Source organism: Alcaligenes pakistanensis (assembly GCF_014652815.1).
Lineage (GTDB): Bacteria > Pseudomonadota > Gammaproteobacteria > Burkholderiales > Burkholderiaceae_B > Alcaligenes > Alcaligenes pakistanensis.
On the sequence record NZ_BMZN01000004.1, the window covers coordinates 341,614 to 365,413 of the forward strand.

22 protein-coding genes are annotated in these 23,800 nt (G+C 56.4%); 7 read left to right on the plus strand and 15 right to left on the minus strand.

Annotated features, from left to right (window positions below; genetic code table 11):
- Position 1: 1 nt before the first annotated feature.
- From IE156_RS14440 to IE156_RS14455, 4 genes are read right to left on the minus strand one after another with little or no spacing between them, the layout of a single operon-like run.
- Positions 2–610 carry a cysteine hydrolase family protein gene (locus tag IE156_RS14440; RefSeq protein WP_189393247.1) on the minus strand — a complete coding sequence of 203 codons (609 nt, stop codon included), beginning with the start codon at positions 608–610 and terminating at the stop codon, positions 2–4.
- On the minus strand, positions 610–1,146 hold the full coding sequence (locus tag IE156_RS14445; RefSeq protein ID WP_189393248.1) for an aromatic-ring-hydroxylating dioxygenase subunit beta: 537 nt from the start codon (positions 1,144–1,146) through the stop codon (positions 610–612). The genes IE156_RS14440 and IE156_RS14445 overlap by 1 nt, the downstream gene beginning before the upstream one ends.
- A 32-nt stretch (positions 1,147–1,178) precedes the next feature.
- Entirely contained in the window at positions 1,179–2,570 is a 1,392-nt protein-coding gene (locus IE156_RS14450; protein WP_189393249.1) for an aromatic ring-hydroxylating dioxygenase subunit alpha, read from the minus strand.
- Between the two features lie 38 nt (positions 2,571–2,608).
- Positions 2,609–3,790: an ABC transporter substrate-binding protein gene (locus IE156_RS14455; protein WP_189393250.1), complete on the minus strand. Its 1,182-nt coding sequence runs from the start codon at positions 3,788–3,790 to the stop codon at positions 2,609–2,611.
- A gap of 302 nt (positions 3,791–4,092) precedes the next feature.
- Between IE156_RS14455 and IE156_RS14460 the strand changes: the two genes are divergently transcribed.
- Positions 4,093–5,079 (plus strand): AraC-like ligand-binding domain-containing protein, encoded by a 987-nt coding sequence (locus IE156_RS14460; RefSeq protein ID WP_189393251.1) that lies wholly within the window; start codon positions 4,093–4,095, stop codon positions 5,077–5,079.
- Here the strand turns inward: IE156_RS14460 and IE156_RS14465 are convergent.
- Both IE156_RS14465 and IE156_RS14470 read right to left on the minus strand, forming a co-directional pair.
- On the minus strand, positions 5,076–6,236 hold the full coding sequence (locus tag IE156_RS14465; RefSeq protein WP_189393252.1) for a 2-methylaconitate cis-trans isomerase PrpF family protein: 1,161 nt from the start codon (positions 6,234–6,236) through the stop codon (positions 5,076–5,078). The two genes, IE156_RS14460 and IE156_RS14465, sit on opposite strands and share 4 nt — an antisense overlap.
- A gap of 4 nt (positions 6,237–6,240) precedes the next feature.
- Positions 6,241–7,248 (minus strand): GntR family transcriptional regulator, encoded by a 1,008-nt coding sequence (locus IE156_RS14470; protein ID WP_189393253.1) that lies wholly within the window; start codon positions 7,246–7,248, stop codon positions 6,241–6,243.
- A gap of 170 nt (positions 7,249–7,418) precedes the next feature.
- Here IE156_RS14470 and acnA point away from each other — a divergent pair, with 170 nt between their 5' ends.
- Positions 7,419–10,088: an aconitate hydratase AcnA gene (acnA, locus tag IE156_RS14475; RefSeq protein ID WP_189393254.1), complete on the plus strand. Its 2,670-nt coding sequence runs from the start codon at positions 7,419–7,421 to the stop codon at positions 10,086–10,088.
- A 23-nt stretch (positions 10,089–10,111) separates the two neighbouring features.
- On the opposite strand, the gene IE156_RS14480 is transcribed toward acnA, so the two are convergent.
- The 3 genes from IE156_RS14480 to IE156_RS14490 form a co-directional block, all read right to left on the minus strand.
- Positions 10,112–10,642: a CinA family protein gene (locus IE156_RS14480; protein WP_189393255.1), complete on the minus strand. Its 531-nt coding sequence runs from the start codon at positions 10,640–10,642 to the stop codon at positions 10,112–10,114.
- 127 nt (positions 10,643–10,769) lie between these two features.
- A complete protein-coding gene (locus IE156_RS14485; RefSeq protein ID WP_189393256.1) occupies positions 10,770–11,234 on the minus strand; it encodes a MarR family winged helix-turn-helix transcriptional regulator in 465 nt (154 codons plus the stop codon).
- Positions 11,234–13,153 carry an FUSC family protein gene (locus tag IE156_RS14490; RefSeq protein WP_189393257.1) on the minus strand — a complete coding sequence of 640 codons (1,920 nt, stop codon included), beginning with the start codon at positions 13,151–13,153 and terminating at the stop codon, positions 11,234–11,236. The genes IE156_RS14485 and IE156_RS14490 overlap by 1 nt, the downstream gene beginning before the upstream one ends.
- A gap of 373 nt (positions 13,154–13,526) precedes the next feature.
- On the opposite strand from IE156_RS14490, the gene IE156_RS14495 reads away from it, so the two are divergent.
- Entirely contained in the window at positions 13,527–15,233 is a 1,707-nt protein-coding gene (locus IE156_RS14495) for an FMN-binding glutamate synthase family protein (RefSeq protein ID WP_189393258.1), read from the plus strand.
- A 24-nt stretch (positions 15,234–15,257) separates the two neighbouring features.
- Here the strand turns inward: IE156_RS14495 and IE156_RS14500 are convergent, their stop codons facing one another.
- Positions 15,258–15,422 carry a hypothetical protein gene (locus IE156_RS14500; RefSeq protein ID WP_189393259.1) on the minus strand — a complete coding sequence of 55 codons (165 nt, stop codon included), beginning with the start codon at positions 15,420–15,422 and terminating at the stop codon, positions 15,258–15,260.
- 82 nt (positions 15,423–15,504) lie between these two features.
- On the opposite strand from IE156_RS14500, the gene IE156_RS14505 reads away from it, so the two are divergent.
- The 4 genes from IE156_RS14505 to IE156_RS14520 all read left to right on the plus strand — a co-directional run bounded on the left by IE156_RS14505 (position 15,505) and on the right by IE156_RS14520 (position 18,015).
- Complete coding sequence (locus IE156_RS14505) at positions 15,505–15,918, plus strand: hypothetical protein (RefSeq protein WP_189393260.1); 414 nt, start codon at positions 15,505–15,507, stop codon at positions 15,916–15,918.
- Between the two features lie 56 nt (positions 15,919–15,974).
- Entirely contained in the window at positions 15,975–16,592 is a 618-nt protein-coding gene (locus IE156_RS14510; protein WP_189393261.1) for an SCO family protein, read from the plus strand.
- Between the two features lie 20 nt (positions 16,593–16,612).
- Positions 16,613–17,092, plus strand: coding sequence for a copper chaperone PCu(A)C (locus tag IE156_RS14515; protein ID WP_189393262.1), 480 nt, complete (start codon positions 16,613–16,615; stop codon positions 17,090–17,092).
- 353 nt (positions 17,093–17,445) lie between these two features.
- A complete protein-coding gene (locus IE156_RS14520) occupies positions 17,446–18,015 on the plus strand; it encodes an HdeD family acid-resistance protein (protein WP_189393263.1) in 570 nt (189 codons plus the stop codon).
- Positions 18,016–18,171: 156 nt separating this feature from the next.
- On the opposite strand, the gene IE156_RS14525 is transcribed toward IE156_RS14520, so the two are convergent.
- The 5 genes from IE156_RS14525 to IE156_RS14545 form a co-directional block, all read right to left on the minus strand.
- Positions 18,172–18,783, minus strand: coding sequence for an HAD family hydrolase (locus IE156_RS14525; RefSeq protein ID WP_229841368.1), 612 nt, complete (start codon positions 18,781–18,783; stop codon positions 18,172–18,174).
- Positions 18,784–18,852: 69 nt separating this feature from the next.
- A complete protein-coding gene (locus tag IE156_RS14530) occupies positions 18,853–20,232 on the minus strand; it encodes an NCS2 family permease (protein WP_229841369.1) in 1,380 nt (459 codons plus the stop codon).
- 316 nt (positions 20,233–20,548) lie between these two features.
- Positions 20,549–22,300: an FUSC family protein gene (locus IE156_RS14535; RefSeq protein WP_189393264.1), complete on the minus strand. Its 1,752-nt coding sequence runs from the start codon at positions 22,298–22,300 to the stop codon at positions 20,549–20,551.
- Entirely contained in the window at positions 22,287–23,336 is a 1,050-nt protein-coding gene (mdtN, locus tag IE156_RS14540; protein ID WP_189393265.1) for a multidrug transporter subunit MdtN, read from the minus strand. Before mdtN ends, IE156_RS14535 begins: the two co-directional genes overlap by 14 nt.
- Before the next feature lie 7 nt (positions 23,337–23,343).
- Entirely contained in the window at positions 23,344–23,598 is a 255-nt protein-coding gene (locus tag IE156_RS14545) for a YtcA family lipoprotein (protein ID WP_189393266.1), read from the minus strand.
- Positions 23,599–23,800: the final 202 nt, after the last annotated feature.

Sequence of the window (23,800 nt, forward strand, 5' to 3'; positions counted from 1 at the left end):
CCTACTGTGCTTGCGGCGCGCCAAAAACGGTCGCCCAGTCTTCGTCCCGGTCTATATGAGCGATCAGGCTCATGCTTGCCAGGGAGGCCTCATGGGTGGCGGGCGGTGCGCCGCAGGCGCTGGCCACCACAGCCACTTCATAGCCCATATCCACCGCATGACGCACCGTGCTTTCAACCACGGAATGGGTGGCCACGCCAGCAATGACCAGACGCTCTACACCCAGACAACGCACCACCGGCTCCAGCGCCGAACCAAAAAAGGCATTGATGCGAGTGTGATGGACTTCAAACTCGTTGGGCAAGGGAGCTAGCCCCTCAAAGAACTGGGCCCCCCAACTGCCGGTCTGCATGGCGCCGATACGCTTTACATTGTGCAAAATCGGGGCGTTGCACAGCAGATCGGCGTAGTCAGGCCGGTAGCCCACCCGCACATGCACAATAGGCACGCCCTGTGCGCGGGCCTGCGCCAACAAACGGCCTGCAGCTTCGATCAGAGCCTGACGTTGGGGGCTATTGGCCTCAACCCCCACACGAATAAGGCCATCAGCATGCAAAACATCATTTTGATAATGCAGGGCCAGCAAGGCGGTGTGATGGGCGACCGACATTAGATGTACACCTGAATCGCGCCGTGAACCGCGTCCCTATCCACCAGATTGACCTGCTTCATGCGCAGTTTCCAGCCACCGCCTTCTTGCGCTTGCAGCTTGTGAATCAGGCTGCCTACACGGTAGACCGGGTCTTTACCGCGCCATTCCATGGCGTGGAAGCTGGAGCGCACGACCAAGTAACCTTCAGGGTCCGTACCATCGATCATCAGATTGCCCAGCACGCGGCCCGACTGGGTAATCGGCTGCTGGGACCAGTTGCGGTGGTTTTCCAGGCGGCGGATACGCAGCTCACGCAGCAGCTTGTTTTCCCAGCACAGGGAAATGTGCTCGTAAGGGCTGTCCTGATCGTAGCTATGCGGAATCCAGTACATGCCTTCCTCGGTCCACAGATCCAGCCACTCTTGCCAGCGGCGCTCGTCCAGCAGACGAGCCTCGTGGTAGACGAACTGCTCCACCTCGCGAATGGCCTCCAGGCTCAGGTTCACGGGCGTGACCTGATCCACACTTACATCAAAATCAATATCAAACAACATAAGAATTCTCCTTGGCTCGGACAGCAGCCCGCTTAAGCGTGTGTGGCTGGGGCGATAGGCTCGCCTGAAGCCGAACGCACGGTAGCCTTGCCGCTTTCTTCGCTCTGTGCAGGCGCGTCGTACAAGCTGGTGGTCATGAAATGCTTCCAGGCACGGAACTGATTGCGCATCGGCAACTCACTGGTGCCGTTGGTGGCAACCATGCCGCCTTCGATCGGCTTGTCGGTCCCGTTGTAGCGGTGCATGCTGATCCACTCACCGCCATTGGTCTGGTTGCCTTCCTGGCAACGGCCATAGACTTCGATATCGTCCGGCATCACGTTGGACGAGGGCGAATTGATCAGGTTGGCGTACATCAGGCCGCGCTTGTAAATATCGTCCGGTGCGCCTTTCAGGCGGAACAACTGGATTTCCACATGGGTGCGGTCTACGGCCACAGGGCGAATCACGCGGAACTGCTGGAACACGGTGTGTGGCGAGCCGCTACCGTAAATAATGCTGTTGTGACGGTTCTCGCCCAGAACGCTCAGGGCTTTTTCTTCGCCATAGGCTTCTTTCAGCGTTTCGTAGTGCGCCTTGGTAATGGGGTCGGTTTCAATGGCACCAGGATTGAAGATGCCTTCCATATAGCCGTGGCCGTTATCAAAAGCGTACAGATCCAGCTTTTCCCAGAACCCGTAGGGCTCGCCATTACCGTCCATGATGTGCAGTTCCAGCGGCATGGAGCCATAGTCTTCTGCCTGTTCACGGGCAGCCACGTAAGACGATTCATGCGTTACGTTGGCATGCATGGTGTCGTGCAGGTTCTCGTAGAACACCTTCCAGTTGGAGGGCTGCCAAACCTTGAAGCTGCCACCGGCCACTTCCACTTCACCCACGGGCGAACGGTCGCACAGATTGTCGATAGAGGTAATGATGGGGCCCAAAAACTCATGCAGATCCGGGCCGTGAGCGCTTTGACAGGCGAACACAAAGCCACGGTAGCTTTCAACACGAGCCACACGACGCATGGAGAAATCCGGGTGCTTAGGATCAAAGCAGGTATTTTCCAGGCCATTTTTCATGGGGGCAGCCAGGTGTTGCCCATCCAGCTTGAACGTCCAGGCGTGGTAAGGGCAACGGAAGAATTTACCGGCATTGCCACACCCATCAGCCACCACTTTCGCCCCCTTGTGCGGGCAACGGTTGTAGAGCACGTACACCTTCTTGTCGCTACCGCGCACCATGATGACGTCCTGCCCACCCAGCAAGGTGGTGTGATAGTCACCCGGATTGGGTACCTGGCTATCGTGACCGATGTAGATCCAGGCACGGCCATAAATGCGTTCCATCTCCAGACGGAAGATCTCAGGGTCGGTATAGACCGATTTATGTACGCTGTCTCCCCGCACCAGTGCGGACAGCTGTTCGTTGCTATAGCTCATCATTACCTCCTTGCTGCCGGATGCTGTGCGCATCCTCTTTATGACTTTTCCATCTTGCACTGCGGTGCAAAATGATCCTGGAACTGCTCAAACACGGTGGACACGATCTTGTTGCTCATCTGACCCTTTTCATTCGGGGCCACTTCGCGCATGTAGTAGGTCTGCACCGGGTACTGGTTGTTGTTAAAGGCAAAGGCTCCGCGCACGGACTCGAACGGCGCGCTGCGCAAGGCCTTACGCAAGGCTTCGCGGTCAGTTGCGGCCTTGGGGTCGGCTTTCAATGCACCATCCAGCAACAGGGCAGCGTCGTAACCCTGAGACGCGTACATGGAAGGCAGACGGCCGTAGGTCTTCTCAAAATCCGCCACAAAACGCTTGTTGACTGCGTTATCCAGATCGGGCGACCACTGGGCGGCGTTAGCCATGCCCTTCATGGACTCGCCAATAGCGGCAATGGTGTCTTGGTCGGCTGAGAAACCGGGGGTGTACACCGCCAACTGCGAGGACAGACCCGAGTTGATCAACTGCTTGATAAAGGACACACCCATGCCACCGGGCAGGAAGAAGAACACCGCATCCGCCCCCGACGCACGCATTTGTGCCAGCTCGGCGGCGTAATCCATCTGACCGACCTTTACATACACTTCGTCGGCAATCTCGCCCTTGAACAGGCGTTTGAAGCCTTCAATGGACTCACGGCCACCGGGGTAGTTAGGGGCAATCAAATAGACTTTCTTGTGCGCCTGATCCGTCACGTACTTGCCCATAGCGGCTGGAATGTCTTCGTTCTGCCAGGACACGCTGAAGAAATTGGGGTGGCAACGCTCGCCCGCATAATCAGCCGGGCCGGTATTGGCAGAAATGTAAACGGTGTCGCTGTTCAAAATCGTCGGCATCACGGGCAGCAGCACATTGGAGAAGGCCATGCCGGTAATGACATCAACCTTGTCGCGCTTGACCAGACGATCTACGGCCTGACGGCCTTCCATCGGTTTTTGCTGGTCGTCCAGCACAGTCAAAGCGACATCCACGCCACCCAGCTTGCCGCCCGAATGATTCAGACCCAGCTCGAAACCATCGCGGATTTCTGCGCCAATGGCGGCGCCTGGGCCAGACAAGGTGGTCAGCAAACCGACCTTGAACACTTCCTGACTGGACGCGGGGCTACAGGCCAAGGCCAACGCCAGCGTGCTCATACAAAACGCAAATTGTTTTTTCATGATTGTCTCCGTCCTCTGTCTCTCAAAAACTGGACTTGTCGCCTGCTCTGGACCACCCCCACTACGCTGGAAGCTGTAACTCACAGGTGTCCACCTCTAAATGGTCACTTGTCCTGCAGGCCAGAAAAGACGGGCCCCAGGGACTACGTGAATACATCAATTCCCAGTCGTATCCCAATCTGCTAAGGTGCCGTGGACAGGATACTGTTTTAGGTTTGAAATACATTAGACCGGCTCGGAACGGGCGGCTATCCAGATACGGCAAGCCTTATCCCTAACCGGCAAAAATTTGGAGACACATCATGCAAGCGTGGTTTATGTCAGGGCTGGCCCCCTTGCAACACAGTGCACCGCGCTTTGAATCGCGCTGCCCCGATCAGACGCGCAGCGAGACTGCCGGGGTCCTGACCGAGCACCGTCTGACCTGGAATGACGGCCCCGTAGACGCATCCCTGCGCTACGCCAGCAGCCACAGCTTTTCTTTTGTCTTGCTGAAATATGGTGCGGCCGTGCAAGTGTCGCCCGGCATTCTGGAAGATTTCTTGCTGTTTCAGGTGCCGATACAGGGTCGATCCTGTATCCGGGTTGGTCGGGAGTACGTTCAGGCCAACCCAAAAATTGCCAGCGTAATCTCCCCTTCCCTTCAGGTAGAACTGGATTGGGAACAGGGCTGTGAACAGTTTTTAGTGAAGATTCCGCGCCACAGGCTGGAAGAAGTGGGCCGTCAGACCTTGGGGCTGACACTGGATCGGCCGATTGAATTTGCGGCCGCCATGCCTCTGGATTCGCCGCATGGCTGTGCCTGGCAGCACCAGATCGGCAGTTTGCTGGCCTATGGCGCCCACTTGCCGCCTGAAATGGATCAGTGGTCGCGTCAGGCCGAAGATAATTTGTTGCTGCATCTGTTTCATACCCAACCGGGCAATTACAGCCAGCAGTTGCAACAAAGCGTGCGCCCAGCGCACTCACGTCGGGTACAAAGAGCTGAGGATTTCATGCGGGCCCATCTGGACGAGGCCCTGACCTTGGAGCAGATTGCTACCGCGGCCTGTGCCAGCGTACGCAGTCTGACCTTGGCGTTCCGCACGGAACGGGGGCTAAGCCCCATGCAGCTTTTAAAGCAGATTCGTTTGGAAGCGGCCCAGCAGGCGATTCGCCACGCCGTGCCCGGCACCCAAGTCAGCGAGATTGCCTTGCGCTGCGGGTTCAACCATTTCGGCCGCTTCTGTGCAGACTACAAGTCCCGCTTCGGGCGACTGCCCTCGCAGGACTTGCGAATCATGGATTAATCCTTCAAGGCCTTGCCAGGAACCCACAAACGGCCATCAAACAAGCGACGAGCCGTGCGGTAGAAAGAACCGGCTTTGGCAAACCATCGGCCATCCTTCTTTTCCACTTCCGCGCCTACGGTCAGCACGCCAGACGGCATGCCCAAACGCAGTGGCCCTTGGGGGGCGACCGAGTCCGACAAACACTGGGAAGGCAGGCTGCCAGTCAAACGAGCGGCCACCGCCGTACACAGCGAGATAGTCAGCGGCAAGGCGCGATGTGGTTGGCCGTTGGAGATAACACGAGCGACCAGATCAATATCCTTGGCAGGGACCACATCACCCGACAAAGTAGGGTTGTCCTGTGCGGGGGACACGATGCACACAAAAGGCACGATACGAATCTGACGGGCTGCTTCCACATCAGGAGCAATGCCCATGCGTACCGAGGCTTGAACCCGAATCGCGTCCAGACGCTCCAACACTTCGGAGTGGGCTTCCAGCCAGTCAGGCAGCTCCAGACCCGTCAGACCCACGTCGGCAGCGCGTACAAACACAGCGGCGTTAGCGGCATCCACCAAAGACACTTCAATGCGGCCTACACCGGGCACGTCCAGCCACTCGCTCAATTCACCGCTGGGTAATAAGGAGCCTGTGGAGGCACCACCGGGTTCCACAAAATCCAGACGAATAGGCGAACCCGTACCACCCACACCAGGAATAGACAGATCGCCGTCATAACGAGGCTGGCCGTCTTCCACCGTGAAGTGGGCATGAATGATTTTGTTGGTATTGGTGTTCAGAATGCGCACACAAGCGTCGCCGTCCTTCACCTGGACCAGGCCCTGTTCCACCGCATAGGGGCCCACGGCCGAGCTCATATTGCCGCAGTTACCGCGGTAGTCCACCTTCTCTTCTTTGATGGCGACCTGTGCAAAGGTGTAATCCACATCGGCGTCCGGATGGCTGGACGGGCCGATAATACAAACCTTGGACAAGGACGAAACACCACCACCCATACCGTCCAGTTGGCGACCATAGGGATCCGGCGTACCCATAGCCGCCGAAAACAAGGGCGTCCAATCATCCCGTTCAGCCGGTAGGTCCGCAATATTCAGCATCAAGGCTTTACTGGTGCCACCACGCATGAACACGGCGGGAAGAGATTTTTGTTTCATCACATTATTCCTGGTTCTTGGCTTGCGCCATTAAAGAAAACTGCGCCGTCTCCTCCATGGGGTCGGCGTGAGAGACAATCGGTTCACTAAGAGGTTTGAATCGGGGTGTACTTTGCTGTTGTCGCTGCAATTGCTGCACTTTTTCCTCGCTGGCATTGCCCAAATGGCGGGCCAGTAGCGCAGAAGCCTGGGCGCGCTCACCTTTTTCCAGTAAATCCAGAATCGCCAGATGCTCCAGACATTGGCGACGGATACGTTCCCGATCCAGGGTTTCCTGATATTCCAGCAAGCGCCGCAGCTGGTTCTGGCGCGTGACCGTCTGGGCAATAAAACGGTTGCCCGACAAAGAGGCCAAGGCTTCATGGAAAGTGGCATTAGCCTGATACATCTCGGCGTGCCCGGCGTGACGCCAGCCTCCGTCGGCCAAGGCTTGTTGTTGCAAGCGCACACGACGCAAGACGGTGGAATCAATCGCGAAATCGGGCAGCAACATGGCAGCCGGTTCCAGCATCTGGCGCAAGGTATAGCTTTCTTCGCAGGCCTGGGGGCCATCAATCATGGGCAGAAAAGACCAGCCTTTGCTGGCACGTTGCTCCATCCAGCCTTCATTGGCCGCACGAGCCAGGACGCGGCGCACACGCTCTCGCGTCAAACCGTAACGACGCATGGCGTCGTTTTCCGACAAGGTGTCACCCCAAATGCCAGAAAGCTTGTCGCGCGCCAGTTGCAGATAAATCTGATCGTCCTGGCTGGTGCCCAGTTCTTCTTCAATAACCCCTAACTGATCAGCCCCCTTCAGCAGGAACAGACCACGCCGAGGTGGCTGCGCACCCACAATGCCTTTTTCTGCCAGATACGCCAACGCACCCCGTATGGGCGAGCGCGAAGCGCCCAGCGCTTGGGCCAGCGATTGTTCCGTCAAATGATGCCCGGCCTGCAAATGCCCTGCTCGCACGTAATCCAGCAGGCGATGCGCCAGGGTGACATGCAAAGAATTGGATTGGCTTTTCATGCCGACATTCCTAAAAATCGAAGCGATCTTGGATCGTTTTATTGTATTATATACAAACAAAATACAATTCAATTGTTTTATCAAGGCTCCAGACGCATAATTTTATTGATTATTCTCGCTAAGGTCGGCGCCCCCTTCCCAGCTTCTTTATTACGGATGAATCGTTTGCCATGTCTCAGTCTCTTGCCCTAGAAACGCTCTCCCTGAACGGACGTTCCATGCGTTACGTTCCTATCGCAGACATACCCGGTCTTGAAACCCTGCCGTATTCGCTGCGTGTTCTGCTGGAAAACCTCTGTCGTCAAAAGGCCGTGCGTCACGCTGATGTGGATCAGGAAATTGATTCCCTGCTTCAGCGTAAGGTGGGCGACGGCATTACCTTTTATCCTGCCCGCGTTTTTGGTCAGGACATTCTGGGTCTGGTGATGCTGCTGGACATGGCCGCCCTGCGTGAAGGCGTACAAGCCGCCGGTGGTGACGCTAGCCGTGTGCGCCCACAAGTGCCTATCGACGTGATTATTGACCACTCTTTGCAGGTGGACAGCTGGGCCAACCCGAAAGCCGCCGACGTTAACCTGGCGCGCGAATACCAACGTAATGGCGAACGTTTTGCCTTCTTACGCTGGTGTTCCAGCAACTTTGACGGCGTGAAAGTTGTGCCGCCCGGCAAAGGTATCATGCACCAATTGCACATTGAGCATATTGGTCAGGTGGTCTGGACCGAAGAAGGCAAGGACGTGGACCTGATCTACCCCGACAGCTGTGTGGGCACCGACAGCCACACACCGATGGTGAACGGCCTGGGCATTCTGGGCTGGGGTGTAGGCGGTATTGAAGCCGAAGCGGTGATGGTGGGCCTGCCCGTCGCCATCGCCCTGCCTGCCGTGGTCGGTATCGAGCTGACCGGCAAGATGAATGACGGCGTGCTGCCAACTGACTTGGTCTTGGTCATTACCCAAAAACTGCGCGAAATGGGTGTGGTCGGCAAGTTTGTAGAGTTCTTCGGCCCCAGCGTGGACGAGCTGTCCCTGGGCGACCGCGGCATGATTGCCAATATGGCCCCCGAGTACGGCGCCACTGCCGTGTTCTTCCCCATTGACGATGCTGCCCTGCACTACATGCACATGACAGGCCGTCCGCAAGAGCAAATTGATCTGGTCGAGCAATACAGCAAGGTTCAAAAGCTGTGGCGCGACCCTGCTGCTCCCGCGCCGGTGTACGACACGGTGCTGAAGCTGGATCTGAGCAGCATCAAGCCAAGTCTGGCCGGCCCCAGCAATCCTGAAGACCATCTGGATCTGGATACTGCTGCCCAATCCTTCCCTGCTCATCATCAAAAAATTGCTGGCCGTCCCTACGACCCGCAACGTGCCGTACCCGTGGAAGGCGAAGACTTTGTGCTGAATGATGGCGACGTTGTTATTGCCGCCATTACTTCCTGTACCAACACCGCTAACCCCGCCAATATGATGGCTGCTGGTCTGCTGGCGCGGAATGCCGTGGCTCGTGGCCTGCGCAGCAAGCCTTGGGTCAAGACTTCGCTGGTGCCGGGCAGCCAGGTAACCGCTGACGTGCTGGAACGCGCCCAACTGCAAGACGATCTGGACGTATTGGGTTTCAACATCGCCGGTTTTGGTTGCACCACATGTAATGGTGGTTCGGGCCCCTTGCCTGCCAATATCGTCAACGCGATCGAGTCGGAAAAACTGATTGCCACCGCCGTCTTGTCGGGCAACCGCAACTTTGAAGGCCGTATCCACGCCAACGTACGTGCGGCTTACCTGGCCTCCCCGGCTCTGGTCGTGGCCTACGCCTTGGCAGGTAACCTGAATGTGGACCTGACCCGGGACTCGCTGGGCCAGGATCAGGACGGCAAGGATGTGTACTTAAGCGACATCTGGCCCAAATCGGCTGAAGTCCAAACGGCCATCCACGGCGCTTACGAGCGTGACCTGTTCATCGAACGTTATGCCGAGCTGTACGACGGCGGCGAACCTTGGGATGCGCTGGCCCGCGAAAGCAATGGCGGCCACTACCCATGGGAAGCCGATAGCACCTACATCCGTAAACCGCCTTACTTTGATGGCTTGCAGCGCGAACCTGCCCCTGTGACCAACCTGCGCGGCATGCGTCCACTGGCCATTTTGGGTGACTCCATCACCACCGATCACATCTCGCCATCGGGTTCGATCAGCCTGGGTACGCCTGCGGCCGACTTCCTGCTGTCCAAGGGTGTAGAACAGAAAGACTTCAACAACTACACCACCCGCCGCGCCAACCACGAAGTAGTCAAACGTGCGACCTTCGCCAACATCCGTCTGCGCAACAAGATTGTTCCCGGCGTGGAAGGCGGTGTCACCAAAGTGATGCCTGAAGGCGAAGTGATGCGTATTTTTGAAGCGGCCCAGGTTTATCAGGAACGACAGGTTCCCTTGCTGGTGATTGCCGGCAAGAACTACGGTTGCGGCTCCTCGCGTGACTCGGCCGCCAAAGGCCCGGCTCTGCTGGGCGTGAAAGCGGTAGTTGCCGAAGGCTTTGAGCGCATTCACCGCACCAATCTGGTGGGCATGGGTGTACTGCCCCTGCAATTCCAGGACGGCACCAATGCCGACACGTTGGGCCTGGATGGTACAGAAACCTTTGGAGTGAATGGTCTGGAAGAAAACCTAGGCGTACGCTCCCAAGCCGAGCTGATCATCCAACGTCTGGATGGCAGCACACAGTCTGTGCCTGTGATTGTGCGCCTGGATACGGTCGAGGACATGGAGTACTGGCGTCATGGCGGCATCCTGCCACGCGTCTGGCGCTCGTATCTGGAGAACTCAACCTGTACAGGTTGAGTCTATCCCGCTAGTTAGCCGTTTCAAACGCCAGGGTTCACGCCCTGGCGTTCTTGTTTGGCCAGGCGCAGCCAATGCTCGATCCGACCTAAAGCGTAGTGCGCACTTTGTTGACGAATCTGCTCACGGGTACCCGCAAACACAATGGTTTCGGTATAGATTACCAAGGGATCGAACCTATCTTGCGGCTTGAACAGCCAGGCAAAACATTGTGTTCCGGCCGGAATTTGCGGCTCGGCAATATCATCGGCTACGCCTGTATTCGCAATGATCAGATTGGCTGGAGTCAGTTCGGCTGCCCCCTTGGCCATTGCCCTGGCTACGGCCTCACTGCATAAATTATTTTCCGCCAGCACCCTTTGCTCCACGCCCAGGCAGCGGTACTTGGCCTGCGGTGAATACGTCACAAAAGCACAATCCAGCACAGCGGCAGCGCCCTCCTGATCAGCCAGGGTAGAGGCAATCAAACCCGCCGTACATGATTCGGCCGTTGCCAGCGTCAGTTTGGCCTCGCTCATAGTCTTAACCAGGCTAGCCAGATCCACATCATTCATGACAGACCCTCCTTATTGATAAAACAAGGACGGTTTATTCAAACATAAAGAAAAACGACGGGAAACCAGATTGGGGGTTCTCTCACCATCTGCAACATGCGCTTACGCAGCTCTGGGCACATCAGGTTCAGTCCCCAAACAAGCTGGACATATCCGTTGCCTCCAGCCCCAGATTGTTGGCCAGCGCATCAAAGCAACGCAAGGCGGCTTCTATATCTTGTTCGGCAATGCCCTTAAACAAAGGGGCGCGAGACTGGCGCAACAATTCCAATAACCGCTCGTGAAAGTCACGCCCTTTTTCTGTCAGGGACAACAAACGCGCCCGCTTGTCTTGCTCGTCAGGCAGGCGTTCCAGCAAGCCACCGGATTCCAGCTGATCGATCAGACGCACCAAGGTTGGCCCTTCCAGGCGCATCATGCGCGCCAATTGCCCCTGCCGTATGGGTTCACCCAACTGCGCCAGATAACGGATAGGTAAGATGGTGGCTTCGGAGACGCCATAACGCACCAAAGTCTGATCCAATTCACGACGATACAGACGTGCCAGCACAATCATGGACAAGCCAAACCGTTCATAAAGTTGGTGATTCATCAGGAGGTCTCCACAGCACGAGGCATCGCATTAGGCGGGTAAGCATAAACCAAAACGGCGTGCGCTCCCTGCAAGGACTGCGCCACATCCAGAATCGCCTGTGCCAGAACCGTATCGGCACAAGACTGGCTGATGCGCTGCAATTGCTGGGCCAGTTCCTGCGGCTGGTGCTCAAACCCTTCCAGCAATTCGCAGACTAAACGTACACAAGCCTGCTGCTCCGATCCACGTTTCGCCAAACGCTTCAAAGCCACCACGCCATGTCCCAGATTGATGAGCGACAACAGCCCTTGGGGCGTTTGCTCCCCCATCCAATGCAGCAGACGCACCCATTGCCGGGCGACACGTCCACGCCATACCCGGAACAAGCGTGGGCGAGAACGGCGTATCAAGGGATAAATCTCGCGCACCACACGCCGCACCAAAGCCTGCCCACGCGGATGAGTGCGCCGTGGCAGTAGAAAGAAAGCGCTGCAAACTACTGCTGAACCTGCCAGTAAAGGCAGAGACTGCTTCATGATGATGGGCCAGCTGACCGCCGCCATACCCGCCTGACTGGCCAATTGAAAACACATATTGGCATCCAGCGCCCAGGCCGACGTCGGTCGGTTAGCGCGCAACAAACCACCAATCACCAAAAATGGCAGTACGGAGGCGATGACCTCCCAATCTGTCACTAGATACCCCTGGATCACGTAACGATAAAAACTGGCCACCAGTACCCCCACTGCGATGCCGGTAAACATGGTTCGACTCATCAATTGTGGCCGCGGCATGGAACCCAGGATGATGGAGAAGGTACACACACCGATTGCCATCAGCTCCAGCGCCGGACTAGCTAAAGCGTAGGCAATGCCGCCGGCACTAAAGGCCGCCAAGCCGCTGATCAGGCCGGTCCGTGTTGCCAATGGCCAATCAACAGAAATAGCCGGAATGGTCAGAAAACGATGGCGGCCACGTCGGGCGGGCGCACGGGCCGCAAACAAACCCTCTTCTGCTCTTTGAATTTGCCCCATGGCACGGCGCAAACGCGCCAGGCTGATTTGCCCCTCTTGTCGAACAGCAACTTTTCTTAGCACCCTTAAGGGCTGGCCGTCTTGCAGGCGCTGGGCTTGTTCCAGTACTGCTCGCTCATAGTCTGCTGCAGGCGCCAGCCCCCTTTCTCTTTGGCGCACAATCACTTCGCTGGCGGCCAGAAGTTCGATCACTGCATACAAAAACGCATCTACATAGGGCAAGCGGCGATAGGCGTCCCAAGAACCCGCGGCCAGAAGGCGGGCCTGCGAGTCCAAATCTACGATTTCCTGTCGAATCCGACGAAATAAAGCTAGATCTGGCTGGTCGTAAGATGGCCCCAAGGCCTGCGCGGCCAGACCTAAGGCATCAGCCGCCAGAACCCGCACCCGTTCGTAATAATGCTTGCGCTGACTGCGCGGTGTGGTCCGGGAGCACAGCAAGGTCGTGACCAAGACCCCGATCAAGGTGCACTCCACCCGCGACAAAGCCAGATCCAAAGACGCATCCGGAGTCAACACAGAAGGCAAGACCACGACGCCTATCGTAATTCCCGCCAGCATGGGCAAGTAGGACAAGGCACCGCGAAACACATGCGTCAACGCTGAGGCCACACCCACTACCAAGGCCATCCCCAGCAATTGCAGATAAGGGTTGGGCAGATGCAAAAAAGCCAAACCCAGCCCTGCTCCCACTAGAGTCCCCAGGATTCGCCACAAGGCCCGCTCGTACACCAAACCTCGATAGGCCTGGGACAGCACCCACACGGGCATTGCCGCCCAAAACGGATTATCAACAGAAAGCAAAACCGCGATGCTGAAAGACAGCCACGCCGCTAAGGCCAAATTCAGGCCATGTAACAGCGCAGGCCGATCCAACTGGATCAAACGAGCAAAAGCAGACATAAGGGAAAGGAAACAGAATAGAGGCTAAAACATGATTATATAGATAGCTTACCTATCTATATAATTACAGGCAGCTTAATGTCATTTTTGCCGCAGCCTGCGGCGAGCCCGCTCTATTCGTGTGCTTCAAGAAAAAAACGGCCTGAATGCTGCGTCGCAGCAGGATCACCGCTTTCTACCTATCTTGAATAGTTAAACAATCCAAGCCTGATTCATGCTTGTCGAGTTACAGAACCTTTCATTGTTAGTTTTCATAAACTATCCGCCACCAAGCATGGTCAAACCGTACGGCCCCGTTCTATGATGTTGGCATCCTGATGGGCGGGTACCCGAAATCCTGCTCCATCACCCCGTTTTCTTGGCAGGAGTCATTATGCAAAAGTGGCTGACACGCTACACCGCCTTCTACATCATCATCGGCCTGACCGCCCTTTTCTTGCTGCTCTCTCTATTTAGAAGCGCAAGCTGGCTATGGCTGGCGATACCGGGGCTGGCCCTGTGCGTGCAAGGCCTGGTGGACATCACCCAGACTCGACACGCCATTCGCCGAAACTACCCCGTTATCGGTAATTTGCGCTTTATTTTCGAGGCCATCCGCCCCGAAATCCGCCAGTACTTTCTGGAAAGCGACGCACAGCAACTGCCCTTCTCGCGGGCTGATCGCTCTTTGGTTTACCAGCGCGCCAAGCAACAAATCGACAAGCAACCTTTTGGTACCCATCAAGAGGTCTATAACAATGGCTACGAGTGGATCAACCACTCCATGACGCCTACCCATATCAAGAACTCACAGTTCCGCATTGATGTGGGCGGGCCGGACTGTACCCAGCCTTATTCCTTGTCGGTATTGAACATTTCAGCCATGAGTTTTGGGGCGCTGTCGGCCAACGCCGTGCTGGCCCTGAACAAGGGCGCCAAAATGGGTAATTTTGCGCATGACACCGGCGAAGGCGGCATCAGCACCTATCACCTGCGCCACGGTGGGGATCTAATTTGGAATATCGGCTCGGGTTACTTTGGTTGCCGCGATGAACACGGCAACTTTTCGCCTGAACGTTTTGCCGAGCGTGCCACCCAGGATCACGTCAAGATGATTGAAATCAAGCTGTCGCAAGGGGCCAAACCCGGCCACGGCGGCATCTTGCCCGGCACCAAGGTTTCAGCAGAAATTGCCCTGGCACGGGGGGTGCCCGAGGGTGTGGACTGTAACTCGCCCCCTAGCCATAGCGCTTTTCGCACACCGGTTGAATTGCTGGAATTCGTGGCCAAACTGCGCACCTTGTCCGGCGGCAAACCCGTGGGTTTCAAGCTCTGTATTGGCCATGCCTGGGAATGGTTTGCCATTGCCAAGGCCATGCTGAAAACCGGCATCACCCCCGACTTTATTGTGATTGATGGCGCGGAAGGCGGCACCGGTGCCGCTCCGGTCGAATTCATCGATCACGTGGGCACACCCTTGCGCGAAGCGCTGCGTTTGGTACACAACACGCTGGTGGGTATTGGCTTGCGCGAGCAAATCCGTCTGGGCGCATCAGGCAAGATCATCAGTGCCTTTGATATGGCCCGCATCATGGCCCTGGGTGCGGACTGGTGTAATAGCGCCCGCGGCTTCATGTTCGCCGTAGGCTGCTTGCAAGCCCAAGCCTGTCATACCGACAAATGCCCGACCGGCGTTGCGACTCAAGACCCGCAGCGTCAAAAAGCACTGGTGGTGGACGACAAGTCCTTACGGGTGGCCAGCTTCCATGGCAATACCTTGAAAGCGCTGGCTGAGTTGCTGGGTGCGGCCGGTCTGGAACACCCTGACCAACTCCGCCCTCACCATATTGCCCGCCGCATCAGCAACGGCGAAGTGCGTGTGATGTCGGCCCTGTTCCCCGATCTGAAAAAAGGCGAGCTGCTGCGCGGTCACTATAGGCAAACTATTTTCCGCGTAGGCTGGCCTATGGCTAATCCCGATTCTTTTGAGCCGGCTTACAGCCTGAGCAAAGCGTTGTCGCACTTGAATGACGAAGCCGAACCTGACGATATTCTAAAAAAACAGGACGCTGCAGACACGGCAGGCCAAGCACTGGCCTAACGCCTGCAACAGGCGGCAGCTTCCTTAGCGGGACTGCCGCACTGTCCCTATACCCGCATCCATTTCTCCATAGACTTCCACCCCGGAAGGCCGGCTCCAACTACTGTCGGCGGATCGATCCGGTGTTGAACAAGCTGCCAGCCCCAACACAATGGTCAAGGCACTCAGCACCCCATAAATCTGTCGCATATCAAGCTCCTTGATGATAGGCGTTCACTGTGCCACAGAATCTGGGCAAACAGATTTCCATCTGTACTAGAATGCTCTGATCATGATCAGGCACTGCGCATCCCCCTTCTCAGGTACACGCAGCCGGTTTTTACTGGTGCTGGCCCTATGCGCCCTGCTGATCCGTGGCCTGATCCCCAATGGCTACATGCCCAGCGCCAACCCGGACAATGCCGCGGCCCTGAGCCTGTGCGTACAAGGTGATCCTTTCCTGGCGCAATGGAGCGGTCAGCTACCCGGCCCCGAACATGATGAGCAACACAGCCTGCACGCCGCCTGTTTGTTTGCGCAGGCCCAGGCTCAAAAGGCCCTGAACGATGAGCCCAGCCCTGCCTGGACGCCCTGCCCAGCCCCCATTCATACTTGGAGCAGTGTCCAACTGGCAGCTGCCCCCCTGCTTCCCCTGACCGGCCCGCCATTAAGTGCCCGTGGTCCGCCGGCCTCCCTGCTTGCCTGACCCGTTCCGGCCGCCACGCGCTGCCACTTTACCTTGTCAATTAGCAGGATATTTTTATGAACGTCCCCTTCTCTCGCCGCCAGCTTTTGCTTGCCATGCTGGCAACCCCTTTGGTCCTGACCGCTTGCGGCGACAAGGCCCCCAAGCAGCCCGCTTTTCGCAACCTGGAAGGCGTGGACATGAGCAGTGCCGACTTTGCCAAGGATTTCAGCTTGCTGGATACCGAAGGGCAACGTCGCACCATGGCCGACTACCGCGGCAAGATCGTATTGATCTTTTTTGGCTTTACGCAATGCCCCGACGTCTGCCCGACAGCCTTGATGCGTGCCGTCGAGATCAAGGAACAATTGGGCGCGGACGGAGACAAGCTACAAGTCCTGTTTATCTCCATTGACCCGGAGCGCGACACGCCAGAACTGCTGCGCGTTTATATGCAGGCCTTTGACCCGAACTTCGTGGCCCTGCGTCCCACTGAAGAAGAACTGGCCAAAACGGCCAGTGACTTCAAAGTTTTCTACCAAAAGGTTCCTACCGGCTCCAGCTACACCATGGACCACAGCGCCTTGACCTATGTGTACGACACCCAAGGCAAGCTGCAGATCGCCCTGCGTCACACGCAAACGGCTGAAGAGGCCGTGGCTGATATCCGCCAAGTGCTGGCTTTGAGCAAGTGAACCCCAACAGGATTACCGACATGAAACGTACTATTGTTAGCTCCCTTTTTTCCCTGGCCGCAATGCTGAGCCTGCCCACCCTAGCCCAGGCCGAAGTCACCGTAAGCGATCCCTGGGTACGTGCCACGGTACCCGGCCAACAGGCCACGGGTGCCTTCATGGTGCTGCAATCCACGGACAATGCCCAATTACTGGGTGCCAGCAGCTCCTTGAGCAAGCAGGTGGAAGTACATGAAATGGCCATGGAAAATGACGTCATGCGCATGCGACAGGTCGAAAAAATCGAGCTCCCTGCTGGCAAGGCGGTAGAACTGAAACCCGGCGGCTATCACATCATGATCTTGGGCCTGGACAAGCAAGTTGAAACGGGCAGTTCGGTGGACATCACCCTGCACATTCAGAACGCTGCTGGCCAGAAAGAAGAAGTGAACGTGACTGCCCCGGTGCGTGCTCTGAACAGCAAGCCAGGTCAAGCTCACAAAGGCGGTCACGGCCACTAAGAGAGCGCGATTCGCCCTTTGCAAGCCGCCTGTTTACAGGGTTTGAAAAGGGCTGTTTCAGATTTGCGGGTTTTCCATAATTGGCTGGATTTGATTAGCTAACGTACAGTGGAATCACTGACATAGTGTCAGTAAGCTGTCTGAAACGCAGCTTTCCCAAACTGCCATCATGGCAGTTCAGCGCCGCCAAAGCGGCCATATAGGCCCTACCGCAACGGTAGGGCCTTCGCGTTTCTGGCCCTTCCATTTTCATGAAAAAAGAGCCCTTGCCCCTGCATACCGCTAGGTCCTTGCACAGGTCTGGAGTACAGTTAAGACCGTAGCGTCGGTTTAACCTTGCAAGGAGTACAGAGATGGCTTTAAGTCCACATGACAACAATCGCTCTGAGTTGCTACGTCAACTGCCCCTGAAACCCGGGTGGTTCATTGGTCTGGGCATTGCCTTGATCATTTTGGGCCTGATTGCCCTGGCCTATGTTGTTGGGGCCACGGTTGCCAGCGTGGTGTACGTGGGTATTTTGATGAGCATCGGCGGCGTGCTGCATCTGGCTCATGCCTGGAGCGCCAAAGGCTGGCGTGGCTTTCTGTTCTGGAGCCTGAGCGGCATCTTGTATCTGGTCGCTGGTCTGATTGCCATCAGCAACCCCTTGGTAGGCGCCACGGTACTGACCTTGGTTTTTGGCGCTTTCCTGATTGCCTCGGGTGCGTTCCGGCTGTGGATCTGGTTCCAGAACCGCGCTCAAGCTGGGAGCGGCTGGATCGCTTTTTCCGGCCTCATCACCCTGGCAGCCGGCTTGATTATTGCCGCTGGCTGGCCGGGCAATAGCGTGTGGATTCTGGGTCTAATTCTAGGTATTGATTTGCTGACACAAGGTTGGGCTAGCCTGCTGATTGGCATGGCAATCAAACGTACACAGAGTTAAACCATCGGCAAGAATCAGATCACTGCTTATTGAGCAGTTGATCCTTGCTTAATGAATCACTAACAATGACTCCATAAACAATGCCCGACCAGAACTTGATTCTGGTCGGGCATTGTTTTGTTTTTAGCAAAGGCCTGGAAAATCCAAGGACTAGTCTCAGGCCGCCAAGTCTGGCAAAGCCACATCACGCCCTCTTAACCAAGGCTGATGCGTGTGGGCCAGCATCTGCGCATCACCGGGACTATCGCCATACGCCATGTCCAACTCTACCGGTTTATCTCCCAGCCAAGCCTGCAGACGATTCACTTTTTCCTGCCCCCAGCAATTGGCACTGGCCATGCCCACGCAACCTTTCTGCTCGTCAAAAGCCAGCTCGGTCGCCAACACCTGAACCATGCCCTGAGCTTGTGCCCAAGGCTGCAAATAAATAGACGGTGAGGCACTGACCAAGACCACGGTGTCGCCGCGCTCTCGGTGTAGACGAACGCGCTCCATCATTTTAGGGCGCACAATCTGCGGCACGTAATCCCGCACATAGGTATCGGCCAACGCCTGGATTTGGGCACGACTCAGTCCACCCAAGGCACTTCGCAGAAAACGATGCTTGATCGCCTGACGACGTTGCGGACCACGATCCCAATACAGCACACGGGGCACGCACACTAAATAGGCACGAATACAGACCGGCCAGCCTCGCATGCGACGTATAAAGTCCTGCAAGCTGTCTCGGTCTGTAATCGTGCCATCAAAATCAAATGCGACCAGCACACACGCCCCTTTCGGTTTGAAGAAAAGGGCTAGTGTAAAGGGGAAAACCAGCCCCTCCCAAGTCCCACTTTATAAAGCCCAGCCACCCAGGTAGAAAACGGCCAAGGCAAGGGCGATCAAAACCGTACCCACATTCAAGCGGCGTAATTCACCGGCGAACAGACGGCCCAAGACCAGGGTGCAAAAGCCCAGCATAATGCCCGTCACGATATTGACGGTCAGTACGATGAACACCGCGCAGACCAAACCGGCCATGGTGTCAATGGTGTCTTCCGTATTCAGATGACGTACCCCACCGAGCATCAGCAGCCCAACATACATCAGCGCGGGGGCGGTAGCATAGGAAGGCACCAGACCTGCCAAGGGCGAGAAGAAGATCAGCAGCAAAAAGCCCAAACCGACTACAACAGCGGTCAAGCCCGTACGCCCACCTGCGGCGGTGCCTGCAGCCGACTCAATATAGGCAGCGGCTGGGGACGCACCCAGGCTGGCCGATACTAAAGAGCTGAGCGAATCCGTCGTCAAGGCGCGACTGCCGTTAATAATCTGCCCATCCTTATCCAGTTGCCCGGCATTACCCGCTACTGCACGAATGGTACCGGTAGCATCAAAGACCGCCGTCATCACCAAGGCCAGAACGCTGGGCAAGACCACGGCATTCAAGGCCCCACCAATATCCATGGCACCGATCAAGGAGTGTTCACCACCAAACTGCGGGCTAGCCGTCAACCCCGTGTAGTGCACATTGGGATCAAACAGGAGGCCAAAAATGGACAAGCCCACGATGACCAGCAAAATACTGCCTGTAATACGCCGACGTTCCAGACCAAAAATAGCCGCCAGACCCAGTACAGTCAGCCATACCGGCATCGAGGTGATGTCGCCCAAAGCAAGCGGCAGACCCGCTCCCGTATTGCGTGTCACCAGCCCCACTTCGTTGGAAGCAATCATCAGCAAGAACAGGCCAATTCCTATGCCTGTGCCATGAGCAATACCCAAAGGCAAATTACGTAAAATCCAGGTGCGAATACCGGTGGCGGAAATCAGGGTAAAGATCAGCCCCATCAGAAATACCGCGCCCAAGGCGACCGCCGGACTTAACTGCTGCCCCAGCACCAGATCAAAAGCCATAAATGCTGTCAAGGAAAGCGCACAGCCCACGGCAATGGGAAGATTGGCCCAGAAGCCCATCAACAAAGAACCCAGACCACTGGTTAGACACACGGCAATAAACACTGCAGAGGTATCAAAGCCTGCCTTACCCAGCATGCTCGGTACCACAAAGACCGAATACACCATCGCCAGAAACGTCGTCAGCCCGGCCAGGATCTCCTGGCGCAAGGAGCTGCCGCGCTCCGTATAAGCAAAATGTCTTTCCAGCCAGTTGCCTGCAACCGGCTGGACCAGGGCCTCCTGCCCTGGCCGCAATGCGGATTCTTGCTCAGCCATACGTCATGCTCCTTTATCAGTATTGTGATGTCTGAAACGGTGCGTTGCCGTCATCAGGAATCAGTAATGGACAAACCCAGCCCCAAACGGGGCAAGGTATTTCTCACAAGCTGAATCAAAAGTCTGCACGGAGCAAAGACGCGTCTTGCCCTGCCCGAAAATTAGGCATGAATAGGCAGAAAGAAGAAGGTGTACGGGGGTGTCTCCGACCGAACCGAGGCCTTTGCGGCGCTTCTTTTGATCCCGATAATGGGAAGTGAGGCTCATTCTACGAGCCGTCAAAGCCGGGAAAATCACCTCTGGGTAATGAGGGTTATCAATCGCCTGGGTGACGGGAGGCAGGCACGTAGGCCTCACCAATAAACTGCTGGCGCAGTTCTTGCCACTGAGTTTGCATGGCCTGGGTCTGCTCATCATCGGGACGCAGACGCGCTGGCTCCAGCTTCATCAAAGCCAGCCCATATTTAGCGGCAGACAACTCCTGAGCGACGCTGGCTGACTGCTGCACAGCCTGGGCCGGACGCTCCTGCCACAACGCTCCTAAGCCCATCAAGCCTGCAGAAGCCTTGGACAAACGCTGACGCACCGAGCCGGCGATACTAACCGGCCACACCTGGGTAAACATCACGTACATAACGACATTGCCCAGCAAAATACCTAAAACACGATCACGGGCCGAGTCCAGATCAAAACTGGGGCCAAAGCCCTGCAAAGTCACCAGATAAAAGGCAAAGGCAATTTGAATACCGGCATACGAAATACGTTCAGGCCCATAAAAGACCCAGGCACCCAATAAAGACACCAGGAACACCACCGCCATCAACGCACCAATATCCAGCAGATACGGCATCACAAACAGGATGGTTAAAAAGCCTAAGGCCGCCCCCAACAAACAGCCCACAATTCGCAATGCCAGCTTATGTACCGTTTCCCCGGTCGAGCCCAAGGCGGCAACATAGCAGGTGATCATGGCGGTATGAATGCCTTGCCAGTCGGCTGCACTGTAGATCAAATAACAGAGAACGGCGGCGGCTGTCGCCTTCAAGGCATGGTGCTGATACACAGGATTGCGCCAGGCATCCGGCACCATAAAAGAATCATGCTCAGGCTCTGCACGACCAATAGACACCGCACCCGACAATGCCAACAACGCATCGCGCAAATCCTGCTCGGCCAAAGAGCTGGAAGAAGGTAATTCTGGCAGATCATTCATCTGCGGCAAGCGGCCTTGCTCGATCTCGTGGGCACAGCGTTCACACAGCTGCGCAAAAACGGTGGCCTGGTCATTGTCCAGATGCTGATCGCGCAAAACAGCCACCGCCAGCAAAGCGCGATAGCTATTCAAAATAGTCTGATCCAATTCGGCCTGGCTTTGTGCTGGCAGCAGATGAAAGAGTCGTATCCAACCCAGACGCTTTTGCTGAGCACTGACACCCAAAGCCAGTTCATCCCATAAGTCCTGCGTGTTAGCCTGCCCCATCAAACCCTGAGCCGCCAGCCGCAAGCGCGCGGCTAATTCGCGCCGTAAAACCTTGTGCGGATAGAGACCAAAACAGAGATTAAAAATCAGCACTAAACCCATGGGGGCGCATGTCATCAACCAGGCATAAAGCACGGCGCGGGTAGCGATTTCACCAAAGGGCACATACCCCAACAAGGTCAGCACAAAGGCGATGACCAAGGCAATAATGCCGCCCAAGGGACCCAGCTTGCTGGCCACACCTAAAAAAAGCAGCACAAAAGAAGTGAGCACCATGGCCAGCAAACGCCAGGCAGGATACTGAATCGTGACTTGAATCAGTGGCACCATCAAGAGCACCACAAATGACACCAGCACCACCAAGGCCAGTGCCAGGACCGAGCTTTCACCCGCGTCGGACTTCATCACAAAAAAAATGACGAAGCAGCTGACGGCGGACTCGGGAATCCCGTAGTTCATGGCCAGCAAGACCATCAAGGCGCACAGCGCCGCGACGCGCCAGCTTAGCGCCAGACGACCAGGGGTGGGCTGCAAGTCTTGCCAGACAAGCTGCACCAAACTCGACAAGCCGGTCTTAGCAGTCGCCATCGCGATGAATAATGGTGGTCGCTGAGGCACCCATGCGCATCAAGTCCGCGGGTGGGGCATCCAGTCGGATACGGACGGGAAAGCGTTGTGCTACCCGCACCCAGTTCAGGGACTTCTGAATATAGGGCAGGCTACGCGGCAGATTGATCTGCTCCTGGCTGCTGACCCCCCAACCTATTTCCTCCACCTTGCCTAAGAGCTTGCGCGATGGGTCCGACAGAACATAGACCGTGGCACAGGTACCGGGCTTGATCTCTTTCAGATCGGTTTCGCGGTACATCCCGGTGACATACCAGGAGTCCGTATCCAGCAACGTAAAGACGGATATGCCGGGCATCAAATGCTCGCCCGAACCTGTACGCAAACCCACAATGCGGCCATTGTGCGGTGCCTTGACCTGGGTATGTTCCAAGTCGCGCTGGGCCATGGCCAGACCGGCCTGACGCGCCTGCACCATCGCCTCTTCGGCCTGCGTATTACCCACCAAAGCCTGGGCTGCACCGGATTGCTCCGTGGCCTGCTTCAAGGTGACTTGGGCATCGCGCAACAAGGTATTGGCTTCATCCAATTGTTGTTGGGAGACATAACCTTTGGCCGCCAGGTTTGCCAAGCGGCGCTGGCTTTGGGTAGCCATCGTCAAATTGGTTTTGGCGCGAGTGATCTGGTCGTCGGCAATAACCGCGTTATGCCCCTCTGCCCGCACAGCCCGCTGCTTCATGTCCAGTGTGGCCTGTGCCAACGCCAGCTCAGCTTGAGCCTGCTCCAAACGCAGCTGATAAAAAACCGGATCCACGGTAAAGAGCAATTCATCGCGGTTGACGAACTGGCCGTCGCGCACCACCATGCGCTCGATCTGCCCGGGCAGGGAGCTGGAGATATGCACCACATCCGCACCGATCACAGCATCTTCAGACAAAGGGTTATTGGCTGAACGCTGCAAGTACCACCAGGCCAGGGCAATGGCGGCCACAACGATCAGCACGCTCAACAGGCGGGCAAGGCCTTTGCGGGGGGAGGATTTCTGTGCCTGGGTCATGGCTCAGTTACTCGAAGAAAAGAAGAAGTGCGGCAAACGTCAGTGCCAGCGTCAAGCAGGCATAGACAGGCAGGCGCATGGGCAGGGCATCGTCCACACCGGCACGAATCAGCCCCCAACGGATCAGTAAAGTCAGCAGCAAAGCACCCAGCACGCAGACCAGCCAAGCGGGGAAATACGAACCCGCCATATAGACCGAAGGCGCAAAGGAGCATCCCCCCAACAAGGGCAAACCTGCCAGACAGGCTATAAGCGCACGCATGCGTGGCATCTCCCGGATTATTTTTAATGCGATCCGTGCATTCTGCCCCGGTCGATGCGAAGAATTGTACCTGAGCCCTTTCCAACACATCCCATTTATTCCCGCAGATAGGGCATCTGGGTAGCTATCATTTTTACGCGTATAGTGACAAACAACTTTCTGATAGGGTCTTAATGACAGCAATCATTTACACAGAGTTGCC

Coding starts and splice junctions, on each gene's coding strand:
- IE156_RS14440 (WP_189393247.1), bottom strand. CDS start 610: ATGTCGGTCGCCCATCACACCGCCTTGCTGGCCCTGCATTATCAAAAT.
- IE156_RS14445 (WP_189393248.1), bottom strand. CDS start 1,146: ATGTTGTTTGATATTGATTTTGATGTAAGTGTGGATCAGGTCACGCCC.
- IE156_RS14450 (WP_189393249.1), bottom strand. CDS start 2,570: ATGAGCTATAGCAACGAACAGCTGTCCGCACTGGTGCGGGGAGACAGC.
- IE156_RS14455 (WP_189393250.1), bottom strand. CDS start 3,790: ATGAAAAAACAATTTGCGTTTTGTATGAGCACGCTGGCGTTGGCCTTG.
- IE156_RS14460 (WP_189393251.1), top strand. CDS start 4,093: ATGCAAGCGTGGTTTATGTCAGGGCTGGCCCCCTTGCAACACAGTGCA.
- IE156_RS14465 (WP_189393252.1), bottom strand. CDS start 6,236: ATGAAACAAAAATCTCTTCCCGCCGTGTTCATGCGTGGTGGCACCAGT.
- IE156_RS14470 (WP_189393253.1), bottom strand. CDS start 7,248: ATGAAAAGCCAATCCAATTCTTTGCATGTCACCCTGGCGCATCGCCTG.
- acnA (WP_189393254.1), top strand. CDS start 7,419: ATGTCTCAGTCTCTTGCCCTAGAAACGCTCTCCCTGAACGGACGTTCC.
- IE156_RS14480 (WP_189393255.1), bottom strand. CDS start 10,642: ATGAATGATGTGGATCTGGCTAGCCTGGTTAAGACTATGAGCGAGGCC.
- IE156_RS14485 (WP_189393256.1), bottom strand. CDS start 11,234: ATGAATCACCAACTTTATGAACGGTTTGGCTTGTCCATGATTGTGCTG.
- IE156_RS14490 (WP_189393257.1), bottom strand. CDS start 13,153: ATGTCTGCTTTTGCTCGTTTGATCCAGTTGGATCGGCCTGCGCTGTTA.
- IE156_RS14495 (WP_189393258.1), top strand. CDS start 13,527: ATGCAAAAGTGGCTGACACGCTACACCGCCTTCTACATCATCATCGGC.
- IE156_RS14500 (WP_189393259.1), bottom strand. CDS start 15,422: ATGCGACAGATTTATGGGGTGCTGAGTGCCTTGACCATTGTGTTGGGG.
- IE156_RS14505 (WP_189393260.1), top strand. CDS start 15,505: ATGATCAGGCACTGCGCATCCCCCTTCTCAGGTACACGCAGCCGGTTT.
- IE156_RS14510 (WP_189393261.1), top strand. CDS start 15,975: ATGAACGTCCCCTTCTCTCGCCGCCAGCTTTTGCTTGCCATGCTGGCA.
- IE156_RS14515 (WP_189393262.1), top strand. CDS start 16,613: ATGAAACGTACTATTGTTAGCTCCCTTTTTTCCCTGGCCGCAATGCTG.
- IE156_RS14520 (WP_189393263.1), top strand. CDS start 17,446: ATGGCTTTAAGTCCACATGACAACAATCGCTCTGAGTTGCTACGTCAA.
- IE156_RS14530 (WP_229841369.1), bottom strand. CDS start 20,232: ATGGCTGAGCAAGAATCCGCATTGCGGCCAGGGCAGGAGGCCCTGGTC.
- IE156_RS14535 (WP_189393264.1), bottom strand. CDS start 22,300: ATGGCGACTGCTAAGACCGGCTTGTCGAGTTTGGTGCAGCTTGTCTGG.
- mdtN (WP_189393265.1), bottom strand. CDS start 23,336: ATGACCCAGGCACAGAAATCCTCCCCCCGCAAAGGCCTTGCCCGCCTG.
- IE156_RS14545 (WP_189393266.1), bottom strand. CDS start 23,598: ATGCGTGCGCTTATAGCCTGTCTGGCAGGTTTGCCCTTGTTGGGGGGA.